Source organism: Pseudomonas sp. FP453 (assembly GCF_030687495.1).
Taxonomy (GTDB): domain Bacteria; phylum Pseudomonadota; class Gammaproteobacteria; order Pseudomonadales; family Pseudomonadaceae; genus Aquipseudomonas.
Genome location: NZ_CP117435.1, coordinates 5,158,221 through 5,183,762 on the forward strand (window position 1 = coordinate 5,158,221; position 25,542 = coordinate 5,183,762).

A 25,542-nucleotide genomic window follows, 5' to 3' on the forward strand; every position below is an offset into this window, starting at 1 on the left:
GCTTCAACTGAACCACCGCTATCGCGGGCAAGCCCGCTCCCACATGGGCTTTGCGTCGATTTAAGGAATGGGAAAAAAAATGACTGCGTTGCAATCACGCCGCCTGCGCTACGGCGTAGGCGCGATCGGCTTGGTGTTTGTATTGCTGGCGGCGTTGCGGCTGGTGTTTGTGCTGGGCTTTTCCGGCCTGCCGCTAAACACGCCGCACCTGTTGGAAACCCTCGGCATCGGCCTGCGTTTCGACCTGCGCCTGGCGGTGCTGCTCCTGCTGCCCCTGGCCGTGCTGGCCTGGCTGCCGCGCTGGAACCTCATCACCCTGCCCGCCCTGCGCTGGCTGGCGCGCGGTTATCTGGTGGTGGCCTTGGCCGTGGTCGGCCTGGTCTACATCATCGACTTCGGCCACTACGCCTACCTCGGCGTACGCCTCAACGCGACGGTGTTGCGTTACCTGCAAGACGCGCAGATTTCCCAGCAGATGGTGTGGGAAACCTACCCGGTGCTGTGGATAACGGCCTGCTGGCTGGCGGCGGTGGCGCTGTGGGTGTGGGCACTGGTGTGCCTGGAGCGCTTGACCCTGGATCGACCGGCCCGCCCCATGCGCAAATGGGCGCTGGTGCCCATCTGTGTGATCGGCGTTATCGCCGTGCTGCTGGCCCTGCTCGGCCGCGTCGCCAACCTCAACCTGGAAAACCCGGTGCCCCTGCGCTGGAGCGATGCGTTCTTTTCCGGCAACAGCCAATTGGCCGCCGTGGGCCTGAACCCGGTGCTGTTTTTGTACGACACCGTCAAGGTCGGCCAATCGCAATTCGATGAACACAAGGTGCGCGAGCACTACCCGCAAATTGCCGACTACCTGAGCGTTGATCTACCCGATTCACAAGCACTGAATTTCATCCGCGAACAAGGCGTACAGCCCTATCGGCTGGCCGGCGAACGCCCGCCCAACGTGATTTTCGTGATGCTCGAATCCCTCGGCACCAGTGCCGTCGGCGCCTACGGCAACCCGCTGAACCCCACGCCGAACCTGGACAAACTGGCCACGCAAAGCTGGTTCTTCAAACACTTCTACGTGCCCGTCACCGGCACCGCCAAAACCGTGTGGGCCAGCATCAGCGGCGTGCCGGACGTGACTCGCCAGGAGACCGCCACGCGCAACCCGCTGATCACCCGGCAACACACGCTGATCAACGCGTTCGCGGGGTACCAGAAGTTCTACATGATCGGCGGCAATGCCGGCTGGGCGAACATCAACGCGCTGATCCGCCAGAGCATCGACGGTGTGCAGCTCTATGAAGAAAGCCACTGGCGCTCGCCGCGGGTGGATGTGTGGGGCATTTCCGACCTGGACCTGTTCAAGGAAGGCGACCAATTGCTGCGCGCCGTGCCAAGGGACCAGCCGTTCTTCGCCTACCTGCAAACCTCCGGCAACCATCGACCGTTCACCATCCCCCAGCACAATGATGGGTTCCAGGTCGCCGACGTGACCCTGGAACACGTCCAGGCCGCCGGTTCACGCAGCGTCGAGCAGTACAACGCGGTGCGCCTGCTGGACTACAACATCGGTCGCCTGATGGAGATCGCCAAGGCCGGCGGTTGGTACGACAACAGCATCTTTGTGTTCTTCGGCGACCACAACACGCGCATCAGCCAGATCCCGCACATGGCGCCGGCCTTTGAACAGCTGGGTTTGGAGAGTAATAACGTGCCGCTGCTGATCCACGCCCCCGGCCTGGCGCCACGGGTGATCGAGGAAGCCGTGGGCCTGGCGGACTTGCTGCCCACCGTGGCCGGCATGGCGGGCATGCCGTTTCGCAATGGCGCGCTGGGCCGCGACATCCAGCAGCCCGCGCCCGAGGGCGAACGCGTGGTGCCGCTGGTCCTGCGCGAAGGCACCTTCCCCATCATCGGCGGCGTGACCCAACACTTCCTGTTGCAGATGCAGCACGACGGCAGTTCACCGACCCTGCATGACCTGGCCTCGCCAACCCCGCGCGAGGACGTGGCCGCGCAGCATCCCCAAGAGTTTCAGCGCTTGCAGGGGCTGACCCGGGGGCTGCATGAAAGTGCGCGGATGATGTTGTTCAGGAATGTGCGCGAGTGACTACTTGGGCTGGAAGGTTTCGAGGTAGGCCAGGATGTTGTCGATCTTTTCCGGGTCGCTGATGCCCCAGAAGATCATCCGCGTGCCGCTCACGACTTTTTTCGGCGCCTCGATATAGGCGGCGAGCTTGTCGCGGGTCCAGACCACGCCGGAGTTTTTCATCGCGTCGGAGTATTGATAGTCGGTGGTGGTGCCGGCAGGTCGGCCGATGATGCCGTTCAACTCCGGGCCAAACCCGCCCCGCGCGCCTTCGCCGACGCTGTGGCAGCCGCCGCAGGTCTTGGTGAAGAGTTTGCCGCCCGCCTCGGCATCGCCGGCCGCGAAGGCGGGGCTGGTGCCGAGGATCAGGGCGAGGGTGATCAAGGTGTACTTCATGCTGGGCTCCCCTTCAGGTGTCGCGGGGGATTATGCCTGTTTGTCAGGAACGCATGCCCATCCAGATCACTTGCGGGAGAGGCCGTGAGGTGGGCGGAGCATCCAGCAGCAGTATTCTTATGACCACCCATCGCCCCAAACACATCCAATCGAACCTATGCAGGCGTGTTCTACTCCACCCCTATGAACCCTGATGGTGGAGTAAGGATCATGGCTCAGCCATCGATTTTAGTGCTGGAAGACGACGAGATCATTCGTTCGTTAATGGTGGATGTGCTGGAGGAATTCGGGGCGTTGGTGACGTCGTTTCCTTCGGCGGATGAAGGGATGATTTACCTGGAACGAGGCGATGAGCCGGTGGACCTGATTGTCAGTGATATTCAGATGCCGGGTTTGCTCAACGGTTATGACCTGAGTCGAGTGGTGGCTCATCGCTGGCCGGGGGTGCCGGTGTTGCTGACGTCCGGCAATACCAAGCTGGCGGCGCAACTGGGTGGTTCCGTACGGTTTCTGCCCAAGCCGTGGAGCGCCGAACATTTGCTGGAACAGGTGCAAACGGCGCTGACCCCGCAGGGGCCGTCCATGCATTGATAGCTTCACGACATCACCCAAACCGAACTTCGCGACACGCTCTACGGTCATTAATGAGGCATGGAGCGACTTTTCTGATCCGCTGGTCAGCCTTTTCGCCTTGTGCGCACAGCTGACGGCCTTGAGGTGTGTAGAATCGTCGCCCATTTCCACGCGTCATTCATGGCCGGAAGGCCCACAGTTCGAGCTTATTGAATGCATTCACAGGCCCCTGACGTTGGTGCGCCCACCTTGCTGGAAGCGTTGCGCACAGGCACTGCCCTGCTGCACGTCGCGCTGGAGAAACGCCTGCCGTTTTTCTCCGAGCGCCTGGATGCCGAGTGGTACGGGCGCCTGCTTCGAGCGTATTACGGCTTTTACGCGCCGATGGAAGCAGCGCTGTATGACATTGGCTTGATCCCGGAAGGATTCGACCCAGTGCTTCGCGTGAAAACGCCGACGCTGTTGAATGATCTGCGCGCCTTGGGCCTGAGTGACACAACCCTCTGCGCCCTGCCCAGCTGCGACGCACTCCCGACGTTTAACACCCCCGAAGCCTGCCTCGGCGCCCTGTATGTACTGGAAGGCGCGACCCTGGGCGGCCAGGTATTGCGCCGGGAAATGGCCCAGCGTCTGGACCTGGACGCCGAAAACGGCGGCGCGTTTCTCAATGTATACGGCGCCGAGACCGGTCGGCGCTGGAAGGATTTTCTCGATTACCTGGGCCGTCAGCCGCTGGATGCTTGTGCAAAACAGCGCGCGGTAGCGGCAGCCCGTTCAACATTCAGCTGTTTTGAGCAATGGCTCGACAGCCAGGAGGTACTGCTATGAAACCCGAAGATTTTGAAGAGCTGCTTGCCAACTGTGCCGACGAGCCCATTCGCTTTCCGGGGGCGATCCAGCCTCACGGCGTGCTGCTGACCTTGTCGGAGCCAGACCTTACGATCATCCAGGTCAGCGCCAACGTCGGCACCTTGTTCGGCCACACGCCCGAGGCACTGCTGGGCCAGCCGCTGCACACGCTGATTGGCAGCGAACAAGCCCAGGCTGTTGCGGCCATGGCCGAAAACAACACGTTTTTCGATGCCCCACCGCTGCACGTGACCTTCAACGGCGCGGAGTTCGAAGGCTTGCTGCATCGCCATCAGCACGTGCTGGTGCTGGAGTTCGAACCGCTGCTCAGGGATTTCCGCCCACGGGCGTTGAACGGTCGCACCAGTGACCTGGGCAAGATGCTGCAACGTTTGCAGGCGGCGAAAACCCTGCAAGCGCTGTACGAAATCAGCGTGAATGAAATCCAGGCCATGACCGGTTACGACCGCGTGCTGATCTACCGCTTCGAAGACGAAGGCCATGGCCAGGTGATCGCCGAAGCGTCGGCGCCGAGCATGGAGCTGTTCAACGGGCTGTTCTTCCCGGCGTCCGACATTCCCGAGCAGGCCCGCGAGCTGTATCGCACCAACTGGCTGCGCATCATCCCCAACGCGGCGTATGAGCCGGTGCCGCTGCTGCCCAAGCTGCGCCCGGACACGGGCCAGCCACTGGATTTGAGCTTCGCCACCCTGCGCAGCGTGTCGCCGATCCACTGCCAGTACATGCAGAACATGGGCGTGCTGTCGTCCATGAGCATCTCGCTGATGAAGGGCGACAAGCTGTGGGGCCTGATCAGTTGCGGCAACCGCGAGCCCCTGTTGGTGCCCAACGACCTGCGTACCGCCTGCCAGACCATCGGCCAGGTGCTGTCGTTGCAGATCAGCGCCATGGAAGCCCTGGACCTGAGCCGCCAGCGCGAGGAAAAAGTCGAGGCCCTGGCCCTGCTGGATCAAGCGATGAAAGCGTCCGAACAAAACGTGTTCGACGGCCTGGCCCAGCGAGGCCAGTTGCTGATGGACCTGACCCTGTCCGGTGGCGTGGCGATCATCGAAGACAAGCAACTGCACCGCTACGGCAACTGCCCGGAGCCGGCGCAGATTCGCGCCTTGCACAAGTGGCTGCAAGAGAGCGGCGAGCCGGTGTTTTCCAGCCATAACCTGGCCTCGGTGTACCCGCCGGCGGCCGAGTTCCAGCAGGTCGCTAGTGGCGTCCTGGCCATGAGCCTGCCCAAGCCTGTGGATAACGGCGTGCTGTGGTTCCGCCCGGAAGTGAAAGAGAACATCAACTGGAGCGGTGACCCTAAAAAACCGCTGGATCTGGAAAACTCCGACGCCGGCCTGCGCCTTCGCCCACGCACCTCGTTCGAAATCTGGAAGGTGGAAATGGCCGGCATCTCCACCAAGTGGAGCCATGGCGACCGCTTCGCCGCCAACGACCTGCGCCGTTCCGCCCTGGAAAACGACCTGGCGCGCCAGGTGCTGCGCGAGCAACAGGCGGTGCGCGCCCGTGATGAGCTGGTCGCGGTGGTTTCCCACGACCTGCGCAACCCGATGACGGTCATCTCCATGCTCTGCGGCATGATGCAAAAAGCGTTCAGCTCCGATGGCCCCCATACCTCGCGGCGGATTTCCTCGGCCATCGACACCATGCAACAGGCCGCGGGGCGCATGAATGTGTTGCTGGAAGATTTGCTCGACACCTCGAAGATCGAGGCCGGTCGCTACGTGGTCAAGCCGGTGGCGCTGGATGTCAGCCAGATCTTTGAAGAGGCCTATTCCCTGCTGGCGCCCCTGGCGATGGAGAAAGGCATCGACCTGTCGTTCAACACCGAGCCTGGCCTGCAGATCAACGCCGACCCGGAGCGCCTGTTCCAGGTGCTGTCCAACCTCATCGGCAACGCCATCAAGTTCACCCCGCGCCAGGGCAATATCGGCATCAGCGCCATGAGCAATGGCGAGGAGATCGTGTTCTCGGTGCGCGACTCCGGGGAAGGCATTGCGCCGGAGCAACTGCGGCACGTGTTTGATCGCTATTGGACCCAAACCGAAAACAACCCCACCGGCAGTGGCTTGGGGCTGTACATCACCCAAGGCATCATCCAGGCCCATGGCGGCAAGATTGTTGCGGAAAGTGAGGTGGGGCGCGGCAGTGAGTTCCGCTTTACGGTGCCCAAGGTGACTGGGGATTCCCATACCTGATGGCGTAACGTTTTGAGGCGAGGTGTTTATAGGCTAGCCGTCTCAGGCTCTGTAGGTTCGGCGGGCGTCGTGGTGGATGCAAACCAATCACGACGCCCGCCGAACCTACAGAGGAATACCTGATGGAAATTTTTTTCAGCGCTACTTCAAGCTTCGTGAACAGCATCCAGCAGACCAACAACACACCGGTGCCTCCCGCCCCCGTTCAACAGCCACAGCCCACGCAGAACGCTACCGTCGATTTCAGCGGCACAAACACGAGTAGAAAGAGCAACATGGACAGCCTGGGTGGTGGAGTGCTCCTCTGACGAGCGCCTGCAAAGGGGGCTGCTGCAAGCAGCTCCCTTTCGTACCATTTCAACAAAATACTGACATCCGCCAGGTTAACCTGCGTGTTTACCTTGCACAGGGCCTTCATCCTTATGTTTCAACCGGCCGTCCTTGCTGGACCGCTTCTGCGCCGACTCGAACCCCAACGCCTGGTGTTATGGCTGGTAGGCAGTCGCCAGCTGTCGCTGACCCTCCGACTGCACGTCATCGGGCAGCCCCTGGAGATCGTCCTGGACCAGGACCACTGCGAAGTCGTACCCGTGGGGCGTCATGCCTTCATCCACCTGATCGACGTACGGCTGGACGAAGCGCTGCCCCAGGACGTAGTCATCGGCTACGACCTGCTGATCGACGGCAGCGGCATTGCCGAGTGGGCACCGCACTTGCTGTATGGCGCGACCCCGAACTTCATTCTCCACAGCCGCATCCACCAACTGGTGCATGGCTCCTGCCGTAAACCGCACCACCGTGCCGACGAAGGCCTGCTGTGCGTAGACCGCCTGCTGGCCAGCGCCCACACCCCGGCCGAACGCCCGGCCCTGTTGATGATGAGTGGCGACCAGATCTACGCCGACGATGTCGCCGGGCCGATGCTGCGGGCGATTCATGCGCTGATCGAGCGGCTGGGCCTGTTCGACGAATCCCTCGACGGTGCCGTGGTAGAGGACAGCTCTAGCCTCTACGGGCATCGTGCCAGCTACTACCATCGCGCCGACCTGCTGCCGGCGCTGGACAGCAACAAGACCCTGCGCGAGCGTTTTTTTGGCGGCGTAAAGAAGCCGATCTTCACCAGCAGCACCGCCGACAACCACTTGGTGACCTTCGCCGAAGTCATCGCCATGTATTTGTTGGTGTGGTCGCCCACGCCCTGGACGCTGATCACCCTGGAACCGCCGCAACTGAGCGTTGAAGAACAACAGCGTTATGCCCGCGAACAGGTGCAGGTCGAGCGCTTCCGCGATGGGCTGCCGGGGGCCGCGCGGGTATTCGCGCACCTGTCCACCCTGATGATCTTCGACGACCACGACATCACCGACGACTGGAACCTCAGCGCCCAGTGGGAAGAAACCGCCTACGGCCACCCGTTTTCCAAGCGCATTATCGGCAACGCATTGCTGGCCTATCTGCTGTGCCAAGGCTGGGGCAACCAGCCGGATGCCTTCGGCGAGCTGCTGGGCCAGGTCCAAGCACTCACCACCGAGACCCAGGGCAATCACCTCGACGCGAACAAACAGGATGCACTGCTCGAAGCCCTGCTGAAATTCCAGCACTGGCACTACGTACTGCCCACCACGCCCGCCCTGGTGGTGCTCGATACCCGCACCCGCCGCTGGCGCAGCGAGTTCAACCTTACGCAACCCTCCGGCCTGCTGGACTGGGAAGCCTTGAGCGAACTGCAACAGGCACTGCTGGATCATCCGAGCGCAATCATCGTTTCGCCCGCGCCGATCTTTGGCGTGAAGCTGATCGAGACCATACAAAAGGTGTTCAGCTGGTGCGGCTACCCGCTGCTGGTGGACGCCGAAAACTGGATGGCCCATCGCGGCGCGGCCCAGGTGATCCTCAATATCTTCCGCCACTCCCGCACGCCGGGTAACTACGTGATCCTCTCGGGGGACGTGCACTACTCGTTTGTCTACGAAGTGCTGATCCGCCACCGCAACGCCGGCCCGAAGATCTGGCAAATCACCAGCAGCGGCATCAAGAACGAATTCCCGCCACGTTTGCTGGAATGGTTCGACCGCCTCAACCGCTGGCTCTACTCACCGCGTTCGCCACTCAACTGGTTCACGCGCCGGCGCACCATGCAGGTGGTACCGCACATCCCGGAGCACGCCGAAGCGGGTGAACGGTTGTGGAACTCGGCGGGGATTGGCCAGGTGTTCTTCAACGAACAGGGCCAGCCTGAGGCGATTTACCAGCACAACGCGGATGGGACGCCACGGACGAGGATGGTGGCGCCGCAGTAAACGTTCCTACGCATGCAAAGCCACCTTCGTACCTTCTTTTCAGAATTATCATAAACACTTATTTTTTCTGAAATTTTTTGAAAATTTCCAACCCCCGCCGTTCACAAAAAAAGTGCCAGGCTCTTACCGCTCTTTGCGAAAAGCCCCATCAATCGCCGATTGCCACATGAACCTATTTTGGTGCACCCTCTGTGAACGACATACATCTCGTGTTGAACGTCGCTTTTTTCCGAACGGAGGCTGGCAACGAGCCCGTGCGTGAATGGCTGATGGAACTACCCAGGGAGTCAAGAAAACGCATCGGCACGGACATCAAGTCGGTCCAATTTGCATGGCCGCTGGGGATGCCGCTGGTTCGAAAGCTGGAGCATCGGCTCTGGGAAATCCGAACCGACCTCGGTGAAAACATTTCGCGGGTCATTTTCACGTTGGTTGATAGCGAAATCGTGTTACTGCACGGCTTCATCAAAAAGACTCAGAAAACACCGCAGGTCGAATTAGCTACCGCCAGACAGCGTAAAAGCAAGCTATGAGGAACACCCCATGAACAAACACATTGGCTCCAACTTCGATGATTTCCTCAACGAGGATGGCCTGATCGAAGAAGTCTCTGCTGGCGCATTGAAACGCGTTATCGCCTGGCAGTTGGCAGAGGCCATGAAGTCGCAAAAGGTCAGTAAAAAAGCCCTGGCGGAACGCATGCATACCAGCCGCACGGCCGTAGATCGGGCACTGGACCAAAATGATGCAGGCATGACACTGGCCACTTTGGCGAGTGCGGCAAGAGCATTGGGCCATCGTGTGGAAGTACGCCTGGTGCCAGACTCCGATACAGACACGATGATAGCCCATCGCTACCCCCACTAAAGCACCTCCCCCACCCTATTCAAACCCCGCAAGCCGCGATGTACAGTAGCCCCAGCCACGGAGTATCGGCGTCAACCATGACTGGCCTTGGAAGCCAGCCCACGCAGGAAGCGCATATGGACGATACATCCAGCAGCAAGCCGATGAAGAATGACTTTGCCGACCTGAACGCCGACATGCTGCACGCGGTCATGGAGTTGGTCAGCGACGGGATCTGGGACTGGAACGCCAACACCGGTTTTGTGTACCGCAACCCCGGCTGGTACGAAATGCTCGGCTACCCCCGCCACTCCCTGGATAACAGCGTGTTCACCTGGGAGAACGTGATCCATCCCGAGGATTACCCCCAGGTGATGACGGTGTTTGACAACTACATCCACCAACACGCCCCGCACTACCAAGCCGAGTACCGCTGCCGCAAAGCCGACGGCACTTACCTGTGGATCGAAGACCGTGGCTACATCGTTACGCGCAACCCCGACGGTTCGGTCGCGCGCATGGTTGGCGCCCATCGCGATATTCATACGCGTAAATGCTCACTCGAGCAGTTGGAACGGCGCAATCAATCCCTTGAAGCCCTGGTGGCCGAGCGCACCCGTGAACTGTCACGGGTCAACCAACAGCTGCAGCTGCAACTGGACGAAAATCGCTCGCTGGCCGAGCGCGACACGCTCACCCGCGTGGCCAACCGCTATCGCCTGGAAAAAGTGCTGCTGGAAGAATGCGACCGCGCCGAGCGTTTCCGCCTGCCGCTGGCACTGGTGGCCATGGATATCGATGATTTCAAGCCGATCAATGACCGCTACGGCCACGCCGTGGGCGATCAGACGCTGGTGCAGGTGGTCGAAAACCTGGAAACCTGCCTACGCCCTGCCGACCTGCTGGCGCGCTGGGGCGGTGATGAGTTCATGGTGGTGCTGCCTCAAGGCAACCTGGAAACGGCAAGGGCACTGGCCGAGCGCATTCGCGAAAAGATCGCGCAGATGCCCACCCTGGGCAGCTTCAACGTGAGCCTGAGCCTGGGGGTGGTGCAGCGTCACCCCGGCGAGTCTCCGGCGGCGCTGATGGCGCGGGCCGATCAGGCGTTGTACCGGTCCAAGGCGGCGGGCAAGGATGTGGTTTCGGAGTAGATCAGCCGGTATCTCTATTGGCTGTAGTGCCGCCATCGCGGGCAAGCCCGCTCCTACAGGGAATTGCGGTCAAACTGTGGGAGCTGGCTTGCCTGCGATGGCGTCAGTATTGACGCCCAAGTACTTACCTGACCGGCGGCGCGTACTGGATGCCGCCGTTGTTCCACAGCGCATTGAGCCCGCGCTTGATCTTCAGCACGCTGCCCTGGCCGATGTTGCGCTCGAACACTTCGCCGTAGTTGCCCACCTGCTTGACGATCTGCACCACCCAATCCCTGCGCAGCTTGAGGTCCTTGCCGTACTCGCCGTCGGCGCCGAGCAAACGGGCGACGTCCGGGTTCTTGGTGGTCTTCGCCTGTTCCTCGACATTCTGCGAGGTGATGCCCATTTCTTCGGCATTGAGCATGGCAAACAGGGTCCACTTGACGATGCTGAACCACTCGTCATCGCCCTTGCGTACCAGCGGGCCCAGGGGTTCCTTGGAGATAATCTCCGGCAACACCACAAACTCGTCCGGGTGAGCCATCTTGATGCGCTGGGCGTACAGGCCCGACTGGTCGGTGGTCAACACGTCGCAGCGCCCGGCTTCAAGGCCCTTGGCGCTTTCATCGGCGGTGTCGAAGGTGATCGGCGTGTACTTCATGCCATGGGTGCGGAAGGAAGTAGTCGGCGACGTTGAGCTCGGTGGTGGTGCCCGCCTGGATGCACACGGTGGCGCCATCCAACTGCTTGGCCCCGGTCACCCCCAGCTTGTTGTTCACCAGAAAGCCGATGCCGTCGTAGTAGGTCACACCGGTGAACACCAGGCCCATGCCCCGCATCGCGGGAGCTGGTCCAGGTGGTGTTGCGCGAGATCAGGTCGATTTCGCCGGACTGCAACGCAGTGAAACGCTCCTTGGCGGTCAACTGGCTGAACTTCACCTTTGACGCATCGCCGAACACGGCCGCCGCGACCGCATGGCACACGTCCACATCGATGCCGGTCATCTTGCCCGTGCTGTCCGGCACGCCAAAGCCCGGCAGGCCATCACTGACGCCGCACTGGATAAAGCCTTTCTTCTGGATCGCCTCCAGGGTCACGCCCGCCTGGGCGCTCGCCGCCCAAGCGCAGGCGATGGCGATGGCGACCAAGGTGTTCTTGAGGTATTTCATGGGCAACTCTCCCTGTCGATTCTTATTGGTCGGGCAGTATCAGTCCCGTGAGCCCATTGCCACAAACGACCTTTCGGCAACAACTCGTTCCGATTTGGAATGACCCGGCGACTTTATTTCGTTTGTGCCCAGGCCCGGCGCGCAGCTTAGATAAAAAGAAGCCCGCCACCGCCGAGTCGAGGATTCATGAGCCGCGCAACCATCAGCCAATCGATTTCCATCGTCCACCCCATCACCCTCAGCCACGGCAAGAACGCCGAGGTCTGGGACAGCACGGGCAAGCGCTATATCGATTTTGTCGGCGGCATTGGCGTGCTCAACCTCGGCCATTGCCACCCCGGCGTGGTGGATGCGATTCGTGAGCAAGCGACGAAGTTGACCCACTACGCCTTCAACGCGGCGCCCCACGCGCCTTACATCGAGCTGATGGAACGTCTCACCGCGTTTATCCCGGTGGATTACCCGGTCAGCGGCATGCTCACCAACAGCGGCGCGGAAGCGGCGGAAAACGCCTTGAAGATCGTACGCGGCGCCACTGGCCGTACGGCGGTGGTCGCGTTTGACGGCGCCTTTCACGGCCGCACCCTGGCCACCCTGAACCTCAATGGCAAGGTGGCGCCCTACAAGCAAAAGGTCGGCGTATTACCCGGCCCTGTGTATCACCTGCCCTATCCCAGTGCCGATAACGACGTGACCTGCGCCGAAGCCCTGAAGGCCATGGACCGCCTGTTCAGCGTGGAAATCGACGTCAATGACGTGGCCTGTTTCATCCTCGAGCCGGTGCAGGGCGAAGGCGGTTTCCTCGCCCTGGACAGGGAATTCGCCCAAGCCCTGCGGCGCTTCTGCGATGAGAAAAACATCCTGCTGATTGCCGATGAAATCCAATCGGGCTTTGGCCGGACTGGCCAGCGCTTTGCCTTCTCGCGGTTGGGTATCGAGCCGGACCTGATCCTGCTCGGTAAAAGCATCGCCGGTGGCGTGCCGTTGGGCGCGGTGGTCGGGCGCCAAGCGTTGCTCGACAACCTGCCCAAGGGCGGACTGGGCGGCACCTATTCCGGCAACCCCATCGCGTGCGCGGCGGCCTTGGCTACCCTTGACGCAATGAGCGATGACCACCTGAAAAGCTGGGGTGCACAACAGGAAGAAGCCATCGTCAGCCGCTATGCACGCTGGCGGGCACAAGGCCTGTCACCCTACCTGGGCCGCATGACCGGTGTCGGCGCCATGCGCGGTATCGAATTGGCCCACGCCGACGGCACGCCCGCCCCACAGCAACTAGCCCAATTGCTGGGCCTGGCGCGGGATGCCGGCTTGCTGCTGATGCCCAGCGGCAAGTCGCGGCATATCATCCGTTTGCTCGCACCGCTGACGATTGAGCCAGCGGTGCTGGAGGAAGGCCTGGATATCCTCGAGGCCTGCCTGCGGCAGTTGACCTAGTAGCGGGCATCCACGGGCTTGCCGCCGTTGGGCCAGTCCTTGACCTTGTCCGGGAAGTCCGGGCGCGGTTGCCCCGAGAAGTAGGCCGCCACGTCTACCGCGTCCTGGTCGGACAAACCGCCCTGGCCCAGCGGAAATTGCTCATGGAAGCCAATCGGCATATTGCGTTTGACGAACGCCGCCGCCGTATACGTGCGAGCCATGCCGGCGCCGATATTGAACGATTGCTCGCCCCACAGCGGCGGGTAGATCAGCTCACCGTCGGCGCGCGCCAGGCCCTGGCCGTTGTCGCCATGGCACACCGCGCATTGCTTGGCGTACACCGCCTGGCCATTGGCCAAGTCCGGCTTGATCGCCGGGTCGACCTTGCCCACGCCACGCCCGGCAACTTTGTCTTCGGGACGGGTGTTGTTTTTCATCCAGTCGAAGTAGGCGACCATCGCTTGCATATCCGCCGATTGCGGCGCGAGTGGCTTGCCGTTCATCGAGCGGCGGAAGCAGCCGTTGATGCGCTCTTCCAGGGTCACCACCTTGCCGGCACGTGGGGCGTAGCTGGGGAAGAAGGCCGACACGCCGACAAACGGCGAGCCGTCCGCCACGGTGCCGGCGTTGAGATGGCAACTGGTGCAATTGAGCGCATTGCCCACGTTGTCGGGCAGCAGCGCCTTGGTTTGCAGGTGCAGGCGCATGCCCCGCACCACTTGGTCGGCGTTGGGCGCGGCGAGCAGGTCGGCCAGGCGCGGGGTTTCGAACGCCGATGAATCGGTGGTGGCCGGGTTGAGTTGCTCGCGCAGTTTTTTCACCTGGGCGGCGCTGATGGGCGTGCCCTCGTTGCCCCAGCGCGTGCGCACAAAGCTGAGGATTTCGGCGATTTCCTGATCCGCCAGGCGGGCAAATCCGGGCATGGTGTAGACCCGTGGATGGGCGGCCGTTTGCGCGGTTTCCCAACCGGTGAGGGTGATATGCAGCAGCGACGTCGGGTTGCTGGACGCAATGCTCGGGTTGCCCGCCAGTGGCGGGAACAGGCCTTTGACGCCTGCGCCGTCGCTGCGATGGCAGTCGCTGCAGAACTGCATGTAACCCAGGCCACCACGGCTGGTGAACAGGTCCGCCGGCGGCGCAGCAGGTGCGTGGGCCACGGACGGCATCGGCAGGTCGTCTTTGCCCGGCGGCAGGGATTTGAGGTAGCGGGCGATGGCCGTGAGGTCGTCATCGCTGAAGTGCTGGGTGCTGTGGTGAATCACATCGGCCATGTTGCCGGCGACCGTGGCGAAGCGGTTTTGCCCGGTCTTGAGCAATTGCACGGTGTCTTCCACGGTCCACAGGTTGCGCAGGCTCAAGGCGCGCCAGTGCTCGACGGTTTCACCGGCCAGGTAATGCTGGCCGCTGCTGCCTTCATCGCTCAGGACTTTTTCCTGGAAGGCGATGCCGCGCGGCGTGTGACAGGAACCGCAATGGCCCAGGCCCTGGACCAGGTAGGCGCCACGGTTGAGCGACGCATCCCGCGTCGGGTCAGGTGCGAACGGCCGTTTATCGAGAAAGGCGAAATTCCACAGCGCCAGGCCCCAGGCGCTGGTTGAACGGGAAACCCATGTCCGCTTCGAGGTTGGCCTGCTGCACCGGCTCGACGCCTTGCATCAGGTAGGCGTACAGGGCACGCATATCCTCCTCGCTCATCTTCGCGTAGGACGGATACGGCATCGCCGGGTACAGGTTACCGCTCGGCGTAACGCCTTCGCGCATGACCCGGTCGAATTGCTCGAAGCTGTAGTTGCCGATGCCGGTTTCACGGTCGGGCGTGATATTGCTGGAGAAGATCCTGCCCATCGGCGTACTCAGTTCCAGCCCGCCCGCCATCACCTGGCCTTGCTTGGCGGTGTGGCAGGCGATGCAGTCGCCCAGTTGCGCGACGTACTTGCCGTGTTCGATCAGCGGGGTGTCGGCGGGGTTGGCGTGCAGGGGAAGCGCCAGACACAGCGTCGCCCCCAGCATGGCCAGGCGTGCAAGAGAAAGCGCCATCGTGTTAGTCCTTTAATCACCTGGCCTGGGGTGGTCCCCTCGGCGCAGGTCAGTTGTCGTTTTTATGGGTTCATCAGGCTTTGGCTGTTGTAACGGATTTACCGGCGGGGGGGGTTGATATGGGTCAGGGGCAAAACGATGGACAAGAGGACGAGGGCTCAACGACTATCCAGCGCTTACCTCTCTCGCACGGAAGCGCACCATGCTCGACATCCTCCAAGGCACGCCCCTCTGGGTTTACGCGGTTTACCTGTGGATTTGCTACTACGGCGTCAAGGCCTGCCTGGGCGGGCGCGAGAATCGGCGCTCGCTGCTGATCCTGCCGGTGGTGCTGGTGGTGTGGTCGCTGATGTCGCTGGCGCCTTCACTGCTGTCGAGCAGCGCCTGGGCCGGCGGCGCGGTGGTCGGCAGCCTGGTGGGGATGCTGCTGTTCAATGCCCACGGCGCCCGCCTCGACGCCCATGGCGAAACCCTGGTCCTGCCAGGCACCTGGAAGACCCTGCTGATCTCGCAGTTGTTCTTCGCCGTGAAGTATTACTTCGGCTACCAGCAGGCGGTGCATCCGTTGCTGCTGAGCACACCGGACATGGTGGCAGCCATCGGCGCGGTCTCGGGATTTACCGTAGGTCTGTTTTGCGGGCGGGCCATCACGCTGCAGCGGGCGCTTGCCGCCTTGCGCCGCGATGAGGGCAATGTGCTGCCTTGACCTGATCCCCCCACGCCTTGAAAATGCGCGACGCTTTTTTGTCTCCCGTTTACTGAAGTAGTGAAATTTCAATGTCTGATTCCCACCACGAAGAATCCGTAGTCGCCTTGCAATCCAAAGCTGAATACGAAAACGCCATCAATCTTTCACAGCATGTGCCCGCCGCCAAGATCATCAGCGAGATGGTGCTGGATGCGTTTCACACCTCCAAGGAAAGCGACCAGATCCGCGAGCTGCGCGTGGCCATCCGCCAGGCCCACGACGCCTTTGACGATGACAAAGCCTACGACCTGATGGGCCAGCTCAAGCAACTCAAGGACGCCGAAGCCGCCGACAGCATTGCCCTGGAAGACCTGAGCAGCAAGTTCTCCATCAGCCGCATCCTGTCCAGCTTCAAGGACGACCCCGAGTTCCAGGAGCTGGTCTACGGCCTGGCGTTGAAAGTGCTGAACCAGAGCCACCAGGCCATCAGCAACCCAAGCGCCGGCAAGAGCAAGGCCTCCCGTCCGAAGAAAGAAGCCGAAGTGTTTGTAATCAGCAAGGACGGCATCAGCGTCACCCTGCCATTGCGTACACCGCGCTCGAAGCTGAACGTTGATCGCGAGGCGTTCGAATTCCTCGGTTTCAGCTTTGTCGGTGAAGGCGATGAAGCCGAGCTGGAAGTGGAAAGCTTTGTGGACAACACCGGCGCCGAGCAGCCGCTCAGCCGCAAGACGGTGATTGCTGCGCTGCAGCAGCAGAGTGCGTTTGAGGGTTACAGCATCGCGCAGCAGTAACGCTTAGCCCGCAACACTGTTGAACCCAATGTGGGAGCTGGCTTGCCTGCGATGGCATCACCTCAGTGCAACTGATGTACCGAGGTGTCCGCATCGCAGCGATGCGGCGACCCGACAAGCCAGCTCCCACACAAGCCCGCTCCCACATCTGTTTTTGTAGCGGATTACACAGCCCGCACATCCTGCGCCTCAAACGCCTGCCGAAACCGCTGCATATCCTGCTTGTTCCCCACCGTCACTCGCACCCACTGCGGCCAGTTTTTCCACACCCGCCCGACCATCACGCCCTGCTCCGCCAAGCGTTCGATGACCTGTTCGGCCGGTTGCTTCACGTCAATCATGAAGCAGTTGCTCTGCGACACGGTGCAAGTAAAACCACGCCCCTTCAGCCAGGCCACGGTCTCGTCGCGCAGTTGCGCATTGAGCGCCTTGCGCTGGGGCAGCAGCTTGACGTCTTCCAGGCTGGCCTTGGCACCAAGCAGGCCGGAACCGGCCGGGACGTTGTCGCCGCCGAACACCGCCAGTTGTTCCAACAAGGCCGGATGGCCGATCGCCAGGCCCACACGGGCGCCGGCCATGCCGTAGATTTTCGAAAAAGTGCGCAACACCAGCAGGTCATCGTGGTCCTTGACCCAACTGATCACGCTGGGGGCGTCGGAGAAGTCGATGTAGGCCTCGTCCACCACCAGCACGCTGCCCTTGGGTTTGTTCGCAAGGGCCTGGCGGATCGATTCGGTGGGGGTCATGGTGCCCGTGGGGTTGTTGGGGTTGCACAGGTAGAGCATGCCTGCCTGGGGATCGGCCGCCAGCATCGCGGGCACGTCGTGGGCGTGTTCGGCGTTGAGGCTGACCTCCTGCACCGGCGCCTTGCGCGACTCGGCCGCCTGGCGCGGCACTTCGTAGGACGGCGTGGCCATCACCAGGCCACGGCTTTCGTTGGTGAACGCCAGCACCGCAAAGCGCAGGGCCGCCATGGAGCCGGCAAACACCGCCACCTGGTCCTCGGCAATCCCTTGCTGCTGGGCAAACAGCCCGGCCAACGCGTACATGTGGCCGTAGGGATACAACCCGGCCGTGGCAATGCCGCGCTGCATCGCCTCACGCGCCGCGCCTGAGGGGCCGTAGGGGCTTTCGTTGTAGTTGAGCCGCACCTTGTCCGCCTTGCCCGGCTTGGGGCTGGCCACCGCCCAATCCAGGCGCCCCAACAATGGCAGGGCAGCGCCCACGGCGAGAAGGGACCGACGACTAACGCTGACCATGGGGTAACTCCTTGTAAGGCGGGGATGGATTCGCACAACTCGTACAGAGGGGTATGACGAGAAAAGCGTAGTCCGATTTAACCGCGCGCCCAAGAAAAAGCCCCGCGCTTCTGTCGAAGGCGGGGCTCTTTCACTGCGGGACCACTCAGTGAGCGTAGGTCAGCAACAGCTCTTTCGGCACTTGGAAATCCAGGGACATCATCACGCTGAGCGCGGTGATGGTGAAGATCGAGAACACGAACAGCTTGCGCGCCCAGACGGTGTCATCCACCGCCTTGTAGCCGGTCCAGGCCATGTACAACCAGTACATGCCCATGGCGGCAGCGACGGCGAGGTAGCTCATGCCGGCGTAGCCACTGAAGGTCAACATCAAGGTCGCCACAAGGAAGGCCAGGATGTACAGCAGGATGTGTTTCTTGGCCACCTGGATGCCACGCTTGACCGGCAGAACCGGAATCGACGCAGCCAGGTAGTCATTGAAGCGGAAGATCGCAATGGCGTAGGAGTGCGGCATCTGCCACAGGCTGAACATCACCAGTAGCGTCAGCGCGGCCATGTCGAAGCTATTGGTCACAGCCACATAACCAATCACCGGCGGCATCGCCCCCGACAGACTGCCCACCAGCGTGCCGTGAACCGACTTGCGCTTGAGGTACAGGCTGTAGAGGCCGACGTAGATGACAAACCCGATCACGGCAAACAGCGCCGCCAGCGGGTTGGCCACCTTGTACAACAACGCCACGCCGGCAACACCGAGGACGGTCGCATAGATCAGTGCCAGTTTCAGGGAGATAAGGCCCTGGACCAGCACGCGATTCTTGGTGCGCTCCATCTTGATATCGATGTCACGGTCGATGCAGTTGTTGAACACGCAACCGGAAGCAACCACCAGGGACGTACCGATCATCGCAGCCAGGAAAATGGCCAGATCGACATGTCCCTTGGAGGCCAGGAAGAAACCGCCCGCCACAGAAAGCACGTTACCGAAAATGATCCCCGGTTTGGTGATTTGGATAAAGTGCTTAAGCGACATCGGGTCTTACCTCACTTCGCCATCATGAACGTATGGATGCTGAACATGATCCATATCGACAGGCCAACCAGCAGCAGGATTACCAACCCTGCGAACACAAACGCAATCACGTTATCGCGCTGCTCTTTGGAACGATCCAGGTGCAGGAAGTACACCAGGTGAACCAGAACCTGAATCACCGCGAATGCCAGCACGATCATCAAGGTGATCGATTTCGGCAGGGTCGGGTACATCACCAGACCAAACGGGATGAGCGTCAGGATTACCGACAGGATGAAGCCGATGGCGTACGACTTGACGCTGCCGTGGCTCGAATCATGGCTGTCATGGTCATGGGAGTGTGCATTAGCCATTACAGAGTCCCCATCAGGTAAACAACGGTGAAGACGCAGATCCAGACCACGTCCAGGAAGTGCCAGAACAGGCTCAGGCAGCTCAGGCGAGTCTTGTTGGTGTTGGTCAGGCCGTGTTTATTGACCTGATACATCATCACCGCCATCCACAGCAGGCCGGCCGTTACGTGCAGACCGTGGGTGCCTACCAGCGTGAAGAACGCGGACAGGAAGCCACTACGGTGCGGACCGTAGCCTTCGGAGATCAGCAGGTGGAACTCGTTGATCTCCATGCCGATGAAGCCCAGGCCGAACAGGAAGGTCAGGCCCAACCAGCTCAGTACGCCTTTCTTGTTGCCCTTGTAGAAGGCCAACATGGCGAAGCCGTAGGTGATCGAACTGAACAACAGCAAGGCGGTTTCACCGAGCACGTAAGGCAGTTCGAAGATGTCGTGGCCCGACGGGCCACCCGCTACGTTGTTTACCAGTACCGCGTACACCGCGAAGATCGACGCAAACAAGATGCAGTCGGTCATCAGGTAGAGCCAGAAACCGAAAACGGTCATCGGCCCCGAGTCGTGGTGATGGTCATCGTGCCCATGGTCATCGACATGGGCGTGTCCAGCATTGGTCACTAAGTTCGACATGGTTTAAGCCTGTTCCAACGAGGTTTCAACACGGTTGGCCGGGATCTTCTTCTCGGCTACCAGGCGAGCGTGCTGCTCGGCTTCGATGCGTTCGATCTCTTCGACCGGCACCATGTAGCCTTGATCGTCACGGGCTGCGTGAACGATGAAGTAACCGATAGTGCCAACCAGGCTCGCGATTGCCAGCCACCAGATGTGCCAGATCATCGCGAAACCGAACACGGTCAACAGCGCACCCATCACCACGCCAGTGGCGGTGTTGCTTGGCATGTGGATCGGTTCGTACTTGGCCGGCTTCTGGTACGCAGTACCGTCTTCCTTGGCTTCGGTGAACGCATCAATGGTGTTCGCAGTCGGGATCACGGCGAAGTTGTAGAACGGTGGTGGCGACGAAGTCGACCATTCCAGGGTGTGGCCATTCCATGGGTCGCCGGAGTCGCAAGCGTTCTGCTTACGGTCACGGATACTCACGTACAGCTGGATCAGCTGGCAGGCGATACCGACCGCGATCATGATCGCACCGAACATGGCAACGTACAGGTACGGTACCCACTCAGGGTTGGTAGTAGCGTTCAGACGACGGGTCATGCCCATGAAGCCCAGTGCATAGAGCGGCATGAACGCGACGAAGAAGCCCGAGATCCAGAACCAGAATGCAGCCTTGCCCCAGCCTTCGTGCAGCTTGAAGCCGAACGCTTTCGGGAAGTAGAAGCTGAAACCAGCGATGTAACCGAATACCGCACCACCGATGATCACGTTATGGAAGTGCGCGATCACGAACAGGCTGTTGTGCAGGACGAAGTCAGCACCCGGGATGGCCAGCAGTACGCCAGTCATGCCGCCGATGGCGAAGGTCACCATGAAGCCCAGGGTCCACAGAACCTGGCTGGTCATGCGCAGACGACCGTGGTAGATGGTGAATAGCCAGTTGAATAGCTTCACCCCCGTCGGGATGGAAATCAGCATCGTCGCCAGGCCGAAGAAGGCGTTGACGCTGGCCCCCGAACCCATGGTGAAGAAGTGGTGCAGCCAAACCATGAAGCCCAGTACAGAGATTGCGCCCGATGCGTAAACCATCGAGTGGTGACCGAACAGGCGCTTGCCGGTAAAGGTCGAGATCACTTCGGAGAAGATACCGAACGCTGGCAGGATCAGGATGTACACCTCAGGGTGACCCCATGCCCAGAACAGGTTCACGTACATCATTGGATTGCCACCAAGTTCATTGGTGAAAATGTGGAAATCCAGGTAACGGTCAAGCGACAGCAGCGCCATGGTGGCGGCCAGGATCGGGAACGAAGCCACGATCAGGACGTTGGCCCAGGTGCAGGTCCAGGTGAAGATCGGCATGTCCATCAGTTTCATGCCAGGGGCGCGCATTTTCAGCACGGTGGCCAGGAAGTTGACCCCCGTCAGCGTCGTCCCGAGTCCTGATAGCTGTAGGGCCCAGATGTAGTAGTCCACACCCACGCCAGGGCTGTATTGCAGGCCCGACAATGGCGGATACGCAACCCAACCGGTCTTGGCGAATTCGCCGACGCCCAGGGATACGTTGATCAGCACCACGCCGGACACCAGCAGCCAGAAGCTCAGGGAGTTCAGGAACGGGTAGGCAACGTCACGCGCGCCGATCTGCAGCGGCACTGCAAGGTTCATCAGGCCGGTGAAGAATGGCATCGCCATGAAGATGATCATGATCACACCGTGGGCGGTGAAGATCTGGTCATAGTGTTCAGGTGGCAGGTAGCCAGGCGAACCCTCGGTGGCCATGGCCAGCTGGGTACGCATCATGATGGCGTCGGCAAAGCCGCGCAGCAGCATGACCATGGCCACGATGATGTACATGACACCGATTTTCTTGTGGTCAACCGAAGTCAGCCACTCGGTCCACAGGTAGGTCCACTTCTTGAAATAAGTGATTGCCGCAAACAGCCCCAGACCACCCAGCGCGATCATGGCGATGGTAATCATCACAATCGGCTCGTGGAACGGGATCGCATCCCAACTTAATTTACCAAACATCGTTTACTCCTCTGCCCCAGCAGTTGAATGCGAGCCCGTGTCAGAACCTTCAACCGCGGCCACTTCTTTCTTCTCGTGCTTGACCGGCTTGCCTGGCTTCATACCTTCGTACTTGTCGACGATTTTCTGAAACAGGTCCGGCTCGTACGTGGAGTACAGGGCGACAGGGTTGTTCTGGCTTGGTTTGGTCAGGGCGTCGTATTCAGCTTGATCAAGCTGTTTAGGTGCGGCCTTGACTTCGGCGACCCAGGCGTTGAAATCTTCCTGGCTTGTCGAGATCGCTTTGAATTTCATGCCGGTGAAGCCAGCGCCGCTGTAGTTCGCGGAGATGCCTTCCATTACAGCTTTTTCGTTGGCGATCAGGTGCAGGCGAGTCTGCATGCCTGCCATCGCGTAGATCTGACCGCCCAGGGCTGGGATGAAGAACGAGTTCATCACGGCGTCGGAGGTGATCCGGAAGTTAAGCGGGGTGTTCTCCGGGAACTGGATCTCGTTGACGGTGGCGATACCCAGGTCCGGGTAGATGAACAGCCACTTCCAGTCCAGCGCGACCACTTCGATGTTGATCGGCTTGACGTCGGAGACCAGCGGACGGTACGGGTCCAGCTCGTGGGTCGACTTATAGGTGATGTAACCCAGGGCGATGATGATGAGGACCGGAACCAGCCACACCGCGATTTCAATCTTGGTGGAGTGCGACCACTTCGGCGCGTAGGTCGCGCTGGTGTTCGACGCGCGGTATTTCCAGGCGAAGGCGAAGGTCATGATGATCACAGGGACCACGACCAGCAGCATCAGCAGGGTAGCGGTGATGATCAGGTTTCGTTGATCCAGACCGATCTGTCCTTTAGGGTCCATCAAGGTCCACTTGCAGCCTCCCAGCATTAACAGCATGCCAATCAGCGGCAAAAAGCCTAGTAATCGGGGGTACCTGTTTTTACTCATCTCACGACCTCTAAAGCAGCTTGCGCAATGCAGTTGGGTTTTGATCGCCAACACTTCACCCTGCCAAGGGTTGGCATTTCTCTTCGATTGAATAAGAGCCTGCCCATCACGCCATAACGGCGCGTTTCACGGACCTGCGGTGAGTTCTTATTCGATTTCGTGGTTAAAGGCCTTGTTACAGACCAATTCCATTTGGTGCGGATAGTTGAAAGGCTGCCGGAACCTTGGGGTCGCACAGAGCCGTCCATCTGCCCCTCGACCGCTCCAGTGCTCAAATATTGAACAGCACCGGACATTCAGTGCGGGCGATTGTAGTTAGCTAGCGATGTATAAACCATGTCTTATAAAGAAATAATTTTTATCGATTCCAGCAACAATCCTTCACCAAAACCGCAAAGGTTCGCGATCTTATCGTGTTCGATTCTCAACAAAAAACCACAAAAATTGCCGTGTTATTGCTGGATCTGTCACAGCCCTTACGCCTTGTAAGGGCATGCAAAAGGCAGCAAAGTCCCCATAAAACAAGGCATTCGGACATCACGCAAAGGCTTGGGCGGCGTGAGGTGCGCGGCCCCGCCCAGACCACGAACTGACAGCACAAATTGCGCGTTTTAGGCAAATTTAATGGGGCAATCCGCGAGCGGGAAACGTCCTGCGGCAGCTTCCGTGTGACAACATGTCGCACGCTGCGCGCACCCGTAATTGTCCGGCGTCACGCTCCCTTCACAAAACCCTACAAACAAAAACGCCCCCGGCCTTCCCTCAGGAAGACCGGGGCGTTTTGCCCGATGGGTTCAGGCCTGGCGTTGACGGTTACGGTAAATGCCCAGGGGCACCAGGATCACGGTCAGCACGAACGCCACCAGCGCCCATTGCGCCAGGGACAGGCCCAGCACCGGCGGGTACGGCGTGCTGCAGAAACCATCGACCTGGAAGCCCAGGGGGAACACCTTGGCCAGGGGCAGGTCGTCGACGATGGGCTGCAGCACATCAATGCCACAGCTGACCTGGGGGAAGAACTGGGTGTACACATGATGGCCGGCTGCTGCGACGCCGCCGAGGGCGCTGAGCACCACCAGGCCTTCGAACAGGGTGACCGCCCCTTTACCGCGCATGGCCGCGCCGATGAAGGCGAAGATCGCGATCAGCAGCAGCGCATAGCGTTGCAGGATGCACAGCGGGCACGGTGCCTCGCCCAGCACCACCTGCATATACAGCGCACCGCCGATCAGCGCCAGGCAGATGATGCCCAGCAACACCAGAAAGCGCCGCTCCCTGCCTAAACGCAATTCGTCACTCATCTCAGTTTCCCTTTGTCTGGTCGTGCCAATGGCCGCAAGTTTACACACAGAGAGAGGTTTAAACAGAAGGGGGTTAACAGGAGATTAATCTGGAGAAATGCAAAACGAAAATGTGGGAGCCGGGCTTTTGTGGGAGCTGGCTTGCCTGCGATGCAGGCACCTCGGTGGTTCAGGTAAACCGAGGTAATGCTATCGCAGGCAAGCCAGCTCCCACATTTTTTGACCGTGTTATTCCAGCGCCGCAGCCGGGCCAAAGAACTCATACCGGCTTTGCTTCTCCGGCACACCCAACGCCTTCAGGTGGCGCTTGATCGCACCCATAAAGCCTTTTGGCCCAAGGAAGTAGGCATCGATGTCGCGCTGTTCAGGCAACCACGCCGCCAATTGTTCCTGGCTCAACAGCCCAACCTTATCCGCCGCCGGGCTCACGCCATCATCCTCGGCATAGCAATAAAAGCGCTGGAGCTGCGGGTGCTTCGCCGCCAGGCCATCCACCCAATCACGGAACGCATGCACCCCGCCATTACGCGCACAGTGGATAAAGTGCACCGGCCGCCCGCTCGCCAGCGCCGCTTCAAGCATCGGCAAGGTTGGCGTGATGCCCACCCCGCCGCTGATCAACACCAGCGGTTTGTCGCCAGCGGCCAGGGTGAATTCCCCCGACGGCGGGAACAAGTCGATGGTCGCGCCGACCGGCACTTGATCATGCAGATAGTTCGACACCCGCCCACCCGCCTCGCGCTTGACGCTGATGCGGTACTGCCCGGCATCGCTCAAGGCCGACAGGGAATAGTTGCGGCGCACTTCCTCGCCATCGAGCACCAGCTTCATGCCGATGTACTGCCCCGGCGCCGCCGCCAGGATCGGGCCGTTATCCACCGGCGCAAAGTAGAAGGAAATGATCTCGGCGCTCTCCTCCACCCGCTTGACCAGCGTGAACGCCCGCGCACCGCGCCAGCCACCGGGGGCCTGGGCTTTCTCGTCGTAGATGGCTGCTTCGGCACCGATCAGGATATCCGCCAGCTGACCATAGGCCGCGCCCCAGGCACTCATCACCTCAGGGGTGGCAATCTCGCTGCCCAGCACTTCGGAAATGGCGCGCAGCAGGCACGCGCCGACGATCGGGTAATGCTCCGGCAGGATCTGCAAGGCCACGTGCTTGTTGATGATCTTCGCCACCAAGTCGCCCAGCTGGTCCAACTGATCGATATGCCGCGCATACATCAGCACGCCATTGGCCAGCGCGCGCGGCTGGTCGCCACTGGCCTGGTGGGCCTGGTTGAACAGCGGGCGCACCTCGGGGTACTCGGACAGCATCATGCGGTAGAAATGGGTGATCAGCGCTTCGCCGCCGCTTTCCAGCAGGGGCACAGTGGATTTGACGATGGCACGGTCTTGGGCACTAAGCATGGCAGACTCCTGGGTCTTTTTACTGATTGCCTTTACCTAATCAGTATTCATGCCAAGTTATAAACCCTTATATTTCAATGACTTGAATA

General features: G+C 60.6%; 21 protein-coding genes and 2 pseudogenes. 12 read left to right on the forward strand and 11 right to left on the reverse strand.

All coding sequences use genetic code 11. The features are described from left to right. Window positions 1–79 precede the first annotated feature (79 nt). Window positions 80–2,101, forward strand: a complete 2,022-nt coding sequence (locus PSH87_RS23460) for an LTA synthase family protein (RefSeq protein ID WP_305431308.1) — start codon at window positions 80–82, stop codon at window positions 2,099–2,101. Here PSH87_RS23460 and PSH87_RS23465 read toward each other — a convergent pair whose 3' ends face one another. After that, window positions 2,102–2,476 carry a cytochrome c family protein gene (locus PSH87_RS23465; RefSeq protein WP_305431309.1) on the reverse strand — a complete coding sequence of 125 codons (375 nt, stop codon included), beginning with the start codon at window positions 2,474–2,476 and terminating at the stop codon, window positions 2,102–2,104. It abuts the gene before it with no gap. Between the two features lie 210 nt (window positions 2,477–2,686). On the opposite strand from PSH87_RS23465, the gene PSH87_RS23470 reads away from it, so the two are divergent. The 8 genes from PSH87_RS23470 (at window position 2,687) to PSH87_RS23505 (ending at window position 10,414) form a co-directional block, all read left to right on the forward strand. Then, window positions 2,687–3,067 carry a response regulator gene (locus tag PSH87_RS23470; protein ID WP_207041663.1) on the forward strand — a complete coding sequence of 127 codons (381 nt, stop codon included), beginning with the start codon at window positions 2,687–2,689 and terminating at the stop codon, window positions 3,065–3,067. Between the two features lie 195 nt (window positions 3,068–3,262). Continuing rightward, complete coding sequence (locus PSH87_RS23475; protein ID WP_305431310.1) at window positions 3,263–3,877, forward strand: biliverdin-producing heme oxygenase; 615 nt, start codon at window positions 3,263–3,265, stop codon at window positions 3,875–3,877. Then, a complete protein-coding gene (locus PSH87_RS23480) occupies window positions 3,874–6,117 on the forward strand; it encodes an ATP-binding protein (RefSeq protein WP_305431311.1) in 2,244 nt (747 codons plus the stop codon). Before PSH87_RS23475 ends, PSH87_RS23480 begins: the two co-directional genes overlap by 4 nt. A 122-nt stretch (window positions 6,118–6,239) precedes the next feature. Next, window positions 6,240–6,425: a hypothetical protein gene (locus PSH87_RS23485; protein ID WP_305431312.1), complete on the forward strand. Its 186-nt coding sequence runs from the start codon at window positions 6,240–6,242 to the stop codon at window positions 6,423–6,425. Window positions 6,426–6,539: 114 nt separating this feature from the next. Next, a complete protein-coding gene (locus PSH87_RS23490) occupies window positions 6,540–8,417 on the forward strand; it encodes an alkaline phosphatase D family protein (protein WP_305431313.1) in 1,878 nt (625 codons plus the stop codon). A 191-nt stretch (window positions 8,418–8,608) separates the two neighbouring features. Continuing rightward, window positions 8,609–8,950, forward strand: a complete 342-nt coding sequence (locus PSH87_RS23495; protein WP_017734776.1) for a type II toxin-antitoxin system RelE/ParE family toxin — start codon at window positions 8,609–8,611, stop codon at window positions 8,948–8,950. A 10-nt stretch (window positions 8,951–8,960) separates the two neighbouring features. Beyond that, window positions 8,961–9,284: an XRE family transcriptional regulator gene (locus tag PSH87_RS23500; RefSeq protein ID WP_017734777.1), complete on the forward strand. Its 324-nt coding sequence runs from the start codon at window positions 8,961–8,963 to the stop codon at window positions 9,282–9,284. Between the two features lie 116 nt (window positions 9,285–9,400). Then, the gene (locus PSH87_RS23505; RefSeq protein WP_017734778.1) at window positions 9,401–10,414 is read left to right on the forward strand and encodes a diguanylate cyclase domain-containing protein; all 1,014 of its coding nucleotides are present in this window, start codon (window positions 9,401–9,403) and stop codon (window positions 10,412–10,414) included. Between the two features lie 124 nt (window positions 10,415–10,538). Here the strand turns inward: PSH87_RS23505 and PSH87_RS23510 are convergent. Beyond that, window positions 10,539–11,566 (reverse strand): annotated as a pseudogene (locus PSH87_RS23510) (amino acid ABC transporter substrate-binding protein). Between the two features lie 186 nt (window positions 11,567–11,752). Here PSH87_RS23510 and PSH87_RS23515 point away from each other — a divergent pair. Beyond that, window positions 11,753–13,003, forward strand: coding sequence for an aspartate aminotransferase family protein (locus PSH87_RS23515; RefSeq protein ID WP_305431315.1), 1,251 nt, complete (start codon window positions 11,753–11,755; stop codon window positions 13,001–13,003). Here PSH87_RS23515 and PSH87_RS23520 read toward each other — a convergent pair. Next, window positions 13,000–15,022: pseudogene (locus PSH87_RS23520) on the reverse strand (c-type cytochrome). The gene PSH87_RS23515 and the pseudogene PSH87_RS23520 overlap by 4 nt on opposite strands. Window positions 15,023–15,224: 202 nt before the next feature. On the opposite strand from PSH87_RS23520, the gene PSH87_RS23525 reads away from it, so the two are divergent. Both PSH87_RS23525 and PSH87_RS23530 read left to right on the forward strand, forming a co-directional pair. Beyond that, on the forward strand, window positions 15,225–15,728 hold the full coding sequence (locus PSH87_RS23525) for a DUF6622 family protein (protein ID WP_305431316.1): 504 nt from the start codon (window positions 15,225–15,227) through the stop codon (window positions 15,726–15,728). Between the two features lie 71 nt (window positions 15,729–15,799). After that, window positions 15,800–16,504, forward strand: a complete 705-nt coding sequence (locus PSH87_RS23530) for a hypothetical protein (protein WP_017734783.1) — start codon at window positions 15,800–15,802, stop codon at window positions 16,502–16,504. 164 nt (window positions 16,505–16,668) lie between these two features. Here PSH87_RS23530 and PSH87_RS23535 read toward each other — a convergent pair whose 3' ends face one another. The 8 genes from PSH87_RS23535 to hmpA all read right to left on the reverse strand — a co-directional run bounded on the left by PSH87_RS23535 (window position 16,669) and on the right by hmpA (window position 25,453). Beyond that, window positions 16,669–17,763 carry a pyridoxal phosphate-dependent aminotransferase gene (locus tag PSH87_RS23535; RefSeq protein WP_305431318.1) on the reverse strand — a complete coding sequence of 365 codons (1,095 nt, stop codon included), beginning with the start codon at window positions 17,761–17,763 and terminating at the stop codon, window positions 16,669–16,671. 145 nt (window positions 17,764–17,908) lie between these two features. Continuing rightward, entirely contained in the window at window positions 17,909–18,796 is an 888-nt protein-coding gene (gene cyoE, locus PSH87_RS23540) for a heme o synthase (protein ID WP_003194050.1), read from the reverse strand. A gap of 11 nt (window positions 18,797–18,807) precedes the next feature. Next, the gene (cyoD, locus tag PSH87_RS23545) at window positions 18,808–19,149 is read right to left on the reverse strand and encodes a cytochrome o ubiquinol oxidase subunit IV (protein WP_017734785.1); all 342 of its coding nucleotides are present in this window, start codon (window positions 19,147–19,149) and stop codon (window positions 18,808–18,810) included. Then, the gene (locus PSH87_RS23550) at window positions 19,149–19,775 is read right to left on the reverse strand and encodes a cytochrome o ubiquinol oxidase subunit III (protein ID WP_017734786.1); all 627 of its coding nucleotides are present in this window, start codon (window positions 19,773–19,775) and stop codon (window positions 19,149–19,151) included. The genes cyoD and PSH87_RS23550 overlap by 1 nt, the downstream gene beginning before the upstream one ends. Before the next feature lie 3 nt (window positions 19,776–19,778). Beyond that, window positions 19,779–21,797: a cytochrome o ubiquinol oxidase subunit I gene (gene cyoB / locus PSH87_RS23555; protein WP_017734787.1), complete on the reverse strand. Its 2,019-nt coding sequence runs from the start codon at window positions 21,795–21,797 to the stop codon at window positions 19,779–19,781. A 3-nt stretch (window positions 21,798–21,800) separates the two neighbouring features. Next, complete coding sequence (cyoA, locus tag PSH87_RS23560; protein ID WP_026136523.1) at window positions 21,801–22,742, reverse strand: ubiquinol oxidase subunit II; 942 nt, start codon at window positions 22,740–22,742, stop codon at window positions 21,801–21,803. A 794-nt stretch (window positions 22,743–23,536) separates the two neighbouring features. Then, window positions 23,537–24,043 carry a disulfide bond formation protein B gene (locus PSH87_RS23565; protein ID WP_305431319.1) on the reverse strand — a complete coding sequence of 169 codons (507 nt, stop codon included), beginning with the start codon at window positions 24,041–24,043 and terminating at the stop codon, window positions 23,537–23,539. A 228-nt stretch (window positions 24,044–24,271) separates the two neighbouring features. Then, window positions 24,272–25,453, reverse strand: coding sequence for an NO-inducible flavohemoprotein (gene hmpA / locus PSH87_RS23570; protein ID WP_305431320.1), 1,182 nt, complete (start codon window positions 25,451–25,453; stop codon window positions 24,272–24,274). Window positions 25,454–25,542: the final 89 nt, after the last annotated feature.

Excerpts from the sequence above, each read along its gene's own strand:
- PSH87_RS23460 (WP_305431308.1), top strand. The coding sequence starts at position 80 with ATGACTGCGTTGCAATCACGCCGCCTGCGCTACGGCGTAGGCGCGATC.
- PSH87_RS23465 (WP_305431309.1), bottom strand. The coding sequence starts at position 2,476 with ATGAAGTACACCTTGATCACCCTCGCCCTGATCCTCGGCACCAGCCCC.
- PSH87_RS23470 (WP_207041663.1), top strand. The coding sequence starts at position 2,687 with ATGGCTCAGCCATCGATTTTAGTGCTGGAAGACGACGAGATCATTCGT.
- PSH87_RS23475 (WP_305431310.1), top strand. The coding sequence starts at position 3,263 with ATGCATTCACAGGCCCCTGACGTTGGTGCGCCCACCTTGCTGGAAGCG.
- PSH87_RS23480 (WP_305431311.1), top strand. The coding sequence starts at position 3,874 with ATGAAACCCGAAGATTTTGAAGAGCTGCTTGCCAACTGTGCCGACGAG.
- PSH87_RS23485 (WP_305431312.1), top strand. The coding sequence starts at position 6,240 with ATGGAAATTTTTTTCAGCGCTACTTCAAGCTTCGTGAACAGCATCCAG.
- PSH87_RS23490 (WP_305431313.1), top strand. The coding sequence starts at position 6,540 with ATGTTTCAACCGGCCGTCCTTGCTGGACCGCTTCTGCGCCGACTCGAA.
- PSH87_RS23500 (WP_017734777.1), top strand. The coding sequence starts at position 8,961 with ATGAACAAACACATTGGCTCCAACTTCGATGATTTCCTCAACGAGGAT.
- PSH87_RS23505 (WP_017734778.1), top strand. The coding sequence starts at position 9,401 with ATGGACGATACATCCAGCAGCAAGCCGATGAAGAATGACTTTGCCGAC.
- PSH87_RS23515 (WP_305431315.1), top strand. The coding sequence starts at position 11,753 with ATGAGCCGCGCAACCATCAGCCAATCGATTTCCATCGTCCACCCCATC.
- PSH87_RS23525 (WP_305431316.1), top strand. The coding sequence starts at position 15,225 with ATGCTCGACATCCTCCAAGGCACGCCCCTCTGGGTTTACGCGGTTTAC.
- PSH87_RS23530 (WP_017734783.1), top strand. The coding sequence starts at position 15,800 with ATGTCTGATTCCCACCACGAAGAATCCGTAGTCGCCTTGCAATCCAAA.
- PSH87_RS23535 (WP_305431318.1), bottom strand. The coding sequence starts at position 17,763 with ATGGTCAGCGTTAGTCGTCGGTCCCTTCTCGCCGTGGGCGCTGCCCTG.
- cyoE (WP_003194050.1), bottom strand. The coding sequence starts at position 18,796 with ATGTCGCTTAAGCACTTTATCCAAATCACCAAACCGGGGATCATTTTC.
- cyoD (WP_017734785.1), bottom strand. The coding sequence starts at position 19,149 with ATGGCTAATGCACACTCCCATGACCATGACAGCCATGATTCGAGCCAC.
- PSH87_RS23550 (WP_017734786.1), bottom strand. The coding sequence starts at position 19,775 with ATGTCGAACTTAGTGACCAATGCTGGACACGCCCATGTCGATGACCAT.
- cyoB (WP_017734787.1), bottom strand. The coding sequence starts at position 21,797 with ATGTTTGGTAAATTAAGTTGGGATGCGATCCCGTTCCACGAGCCGATT.
- cyoA (WP_026136523.1), bottom strand. The coding sequence starts at position 22,742 with ATGAGTAAAAACAGGTACCCCCGATTACTAGGCTTTTTGCCGCTGATT.
- PSH87_RS23565 (WP_305431319.1), bottom strand. The coding sequence starts at position 24,043 with ATGAGTGACGAATTGCGTTTAGGCAGGGAGCGGCGCTTTCTGGTGTTG.
- hmpA (WP_305431320.1), bottom strand. The coding sequence starts at position 25,453 with ATGCTTAGTGCCCAAGACCGTGCCATCGTCAAATCCACTGTGCCCCTG.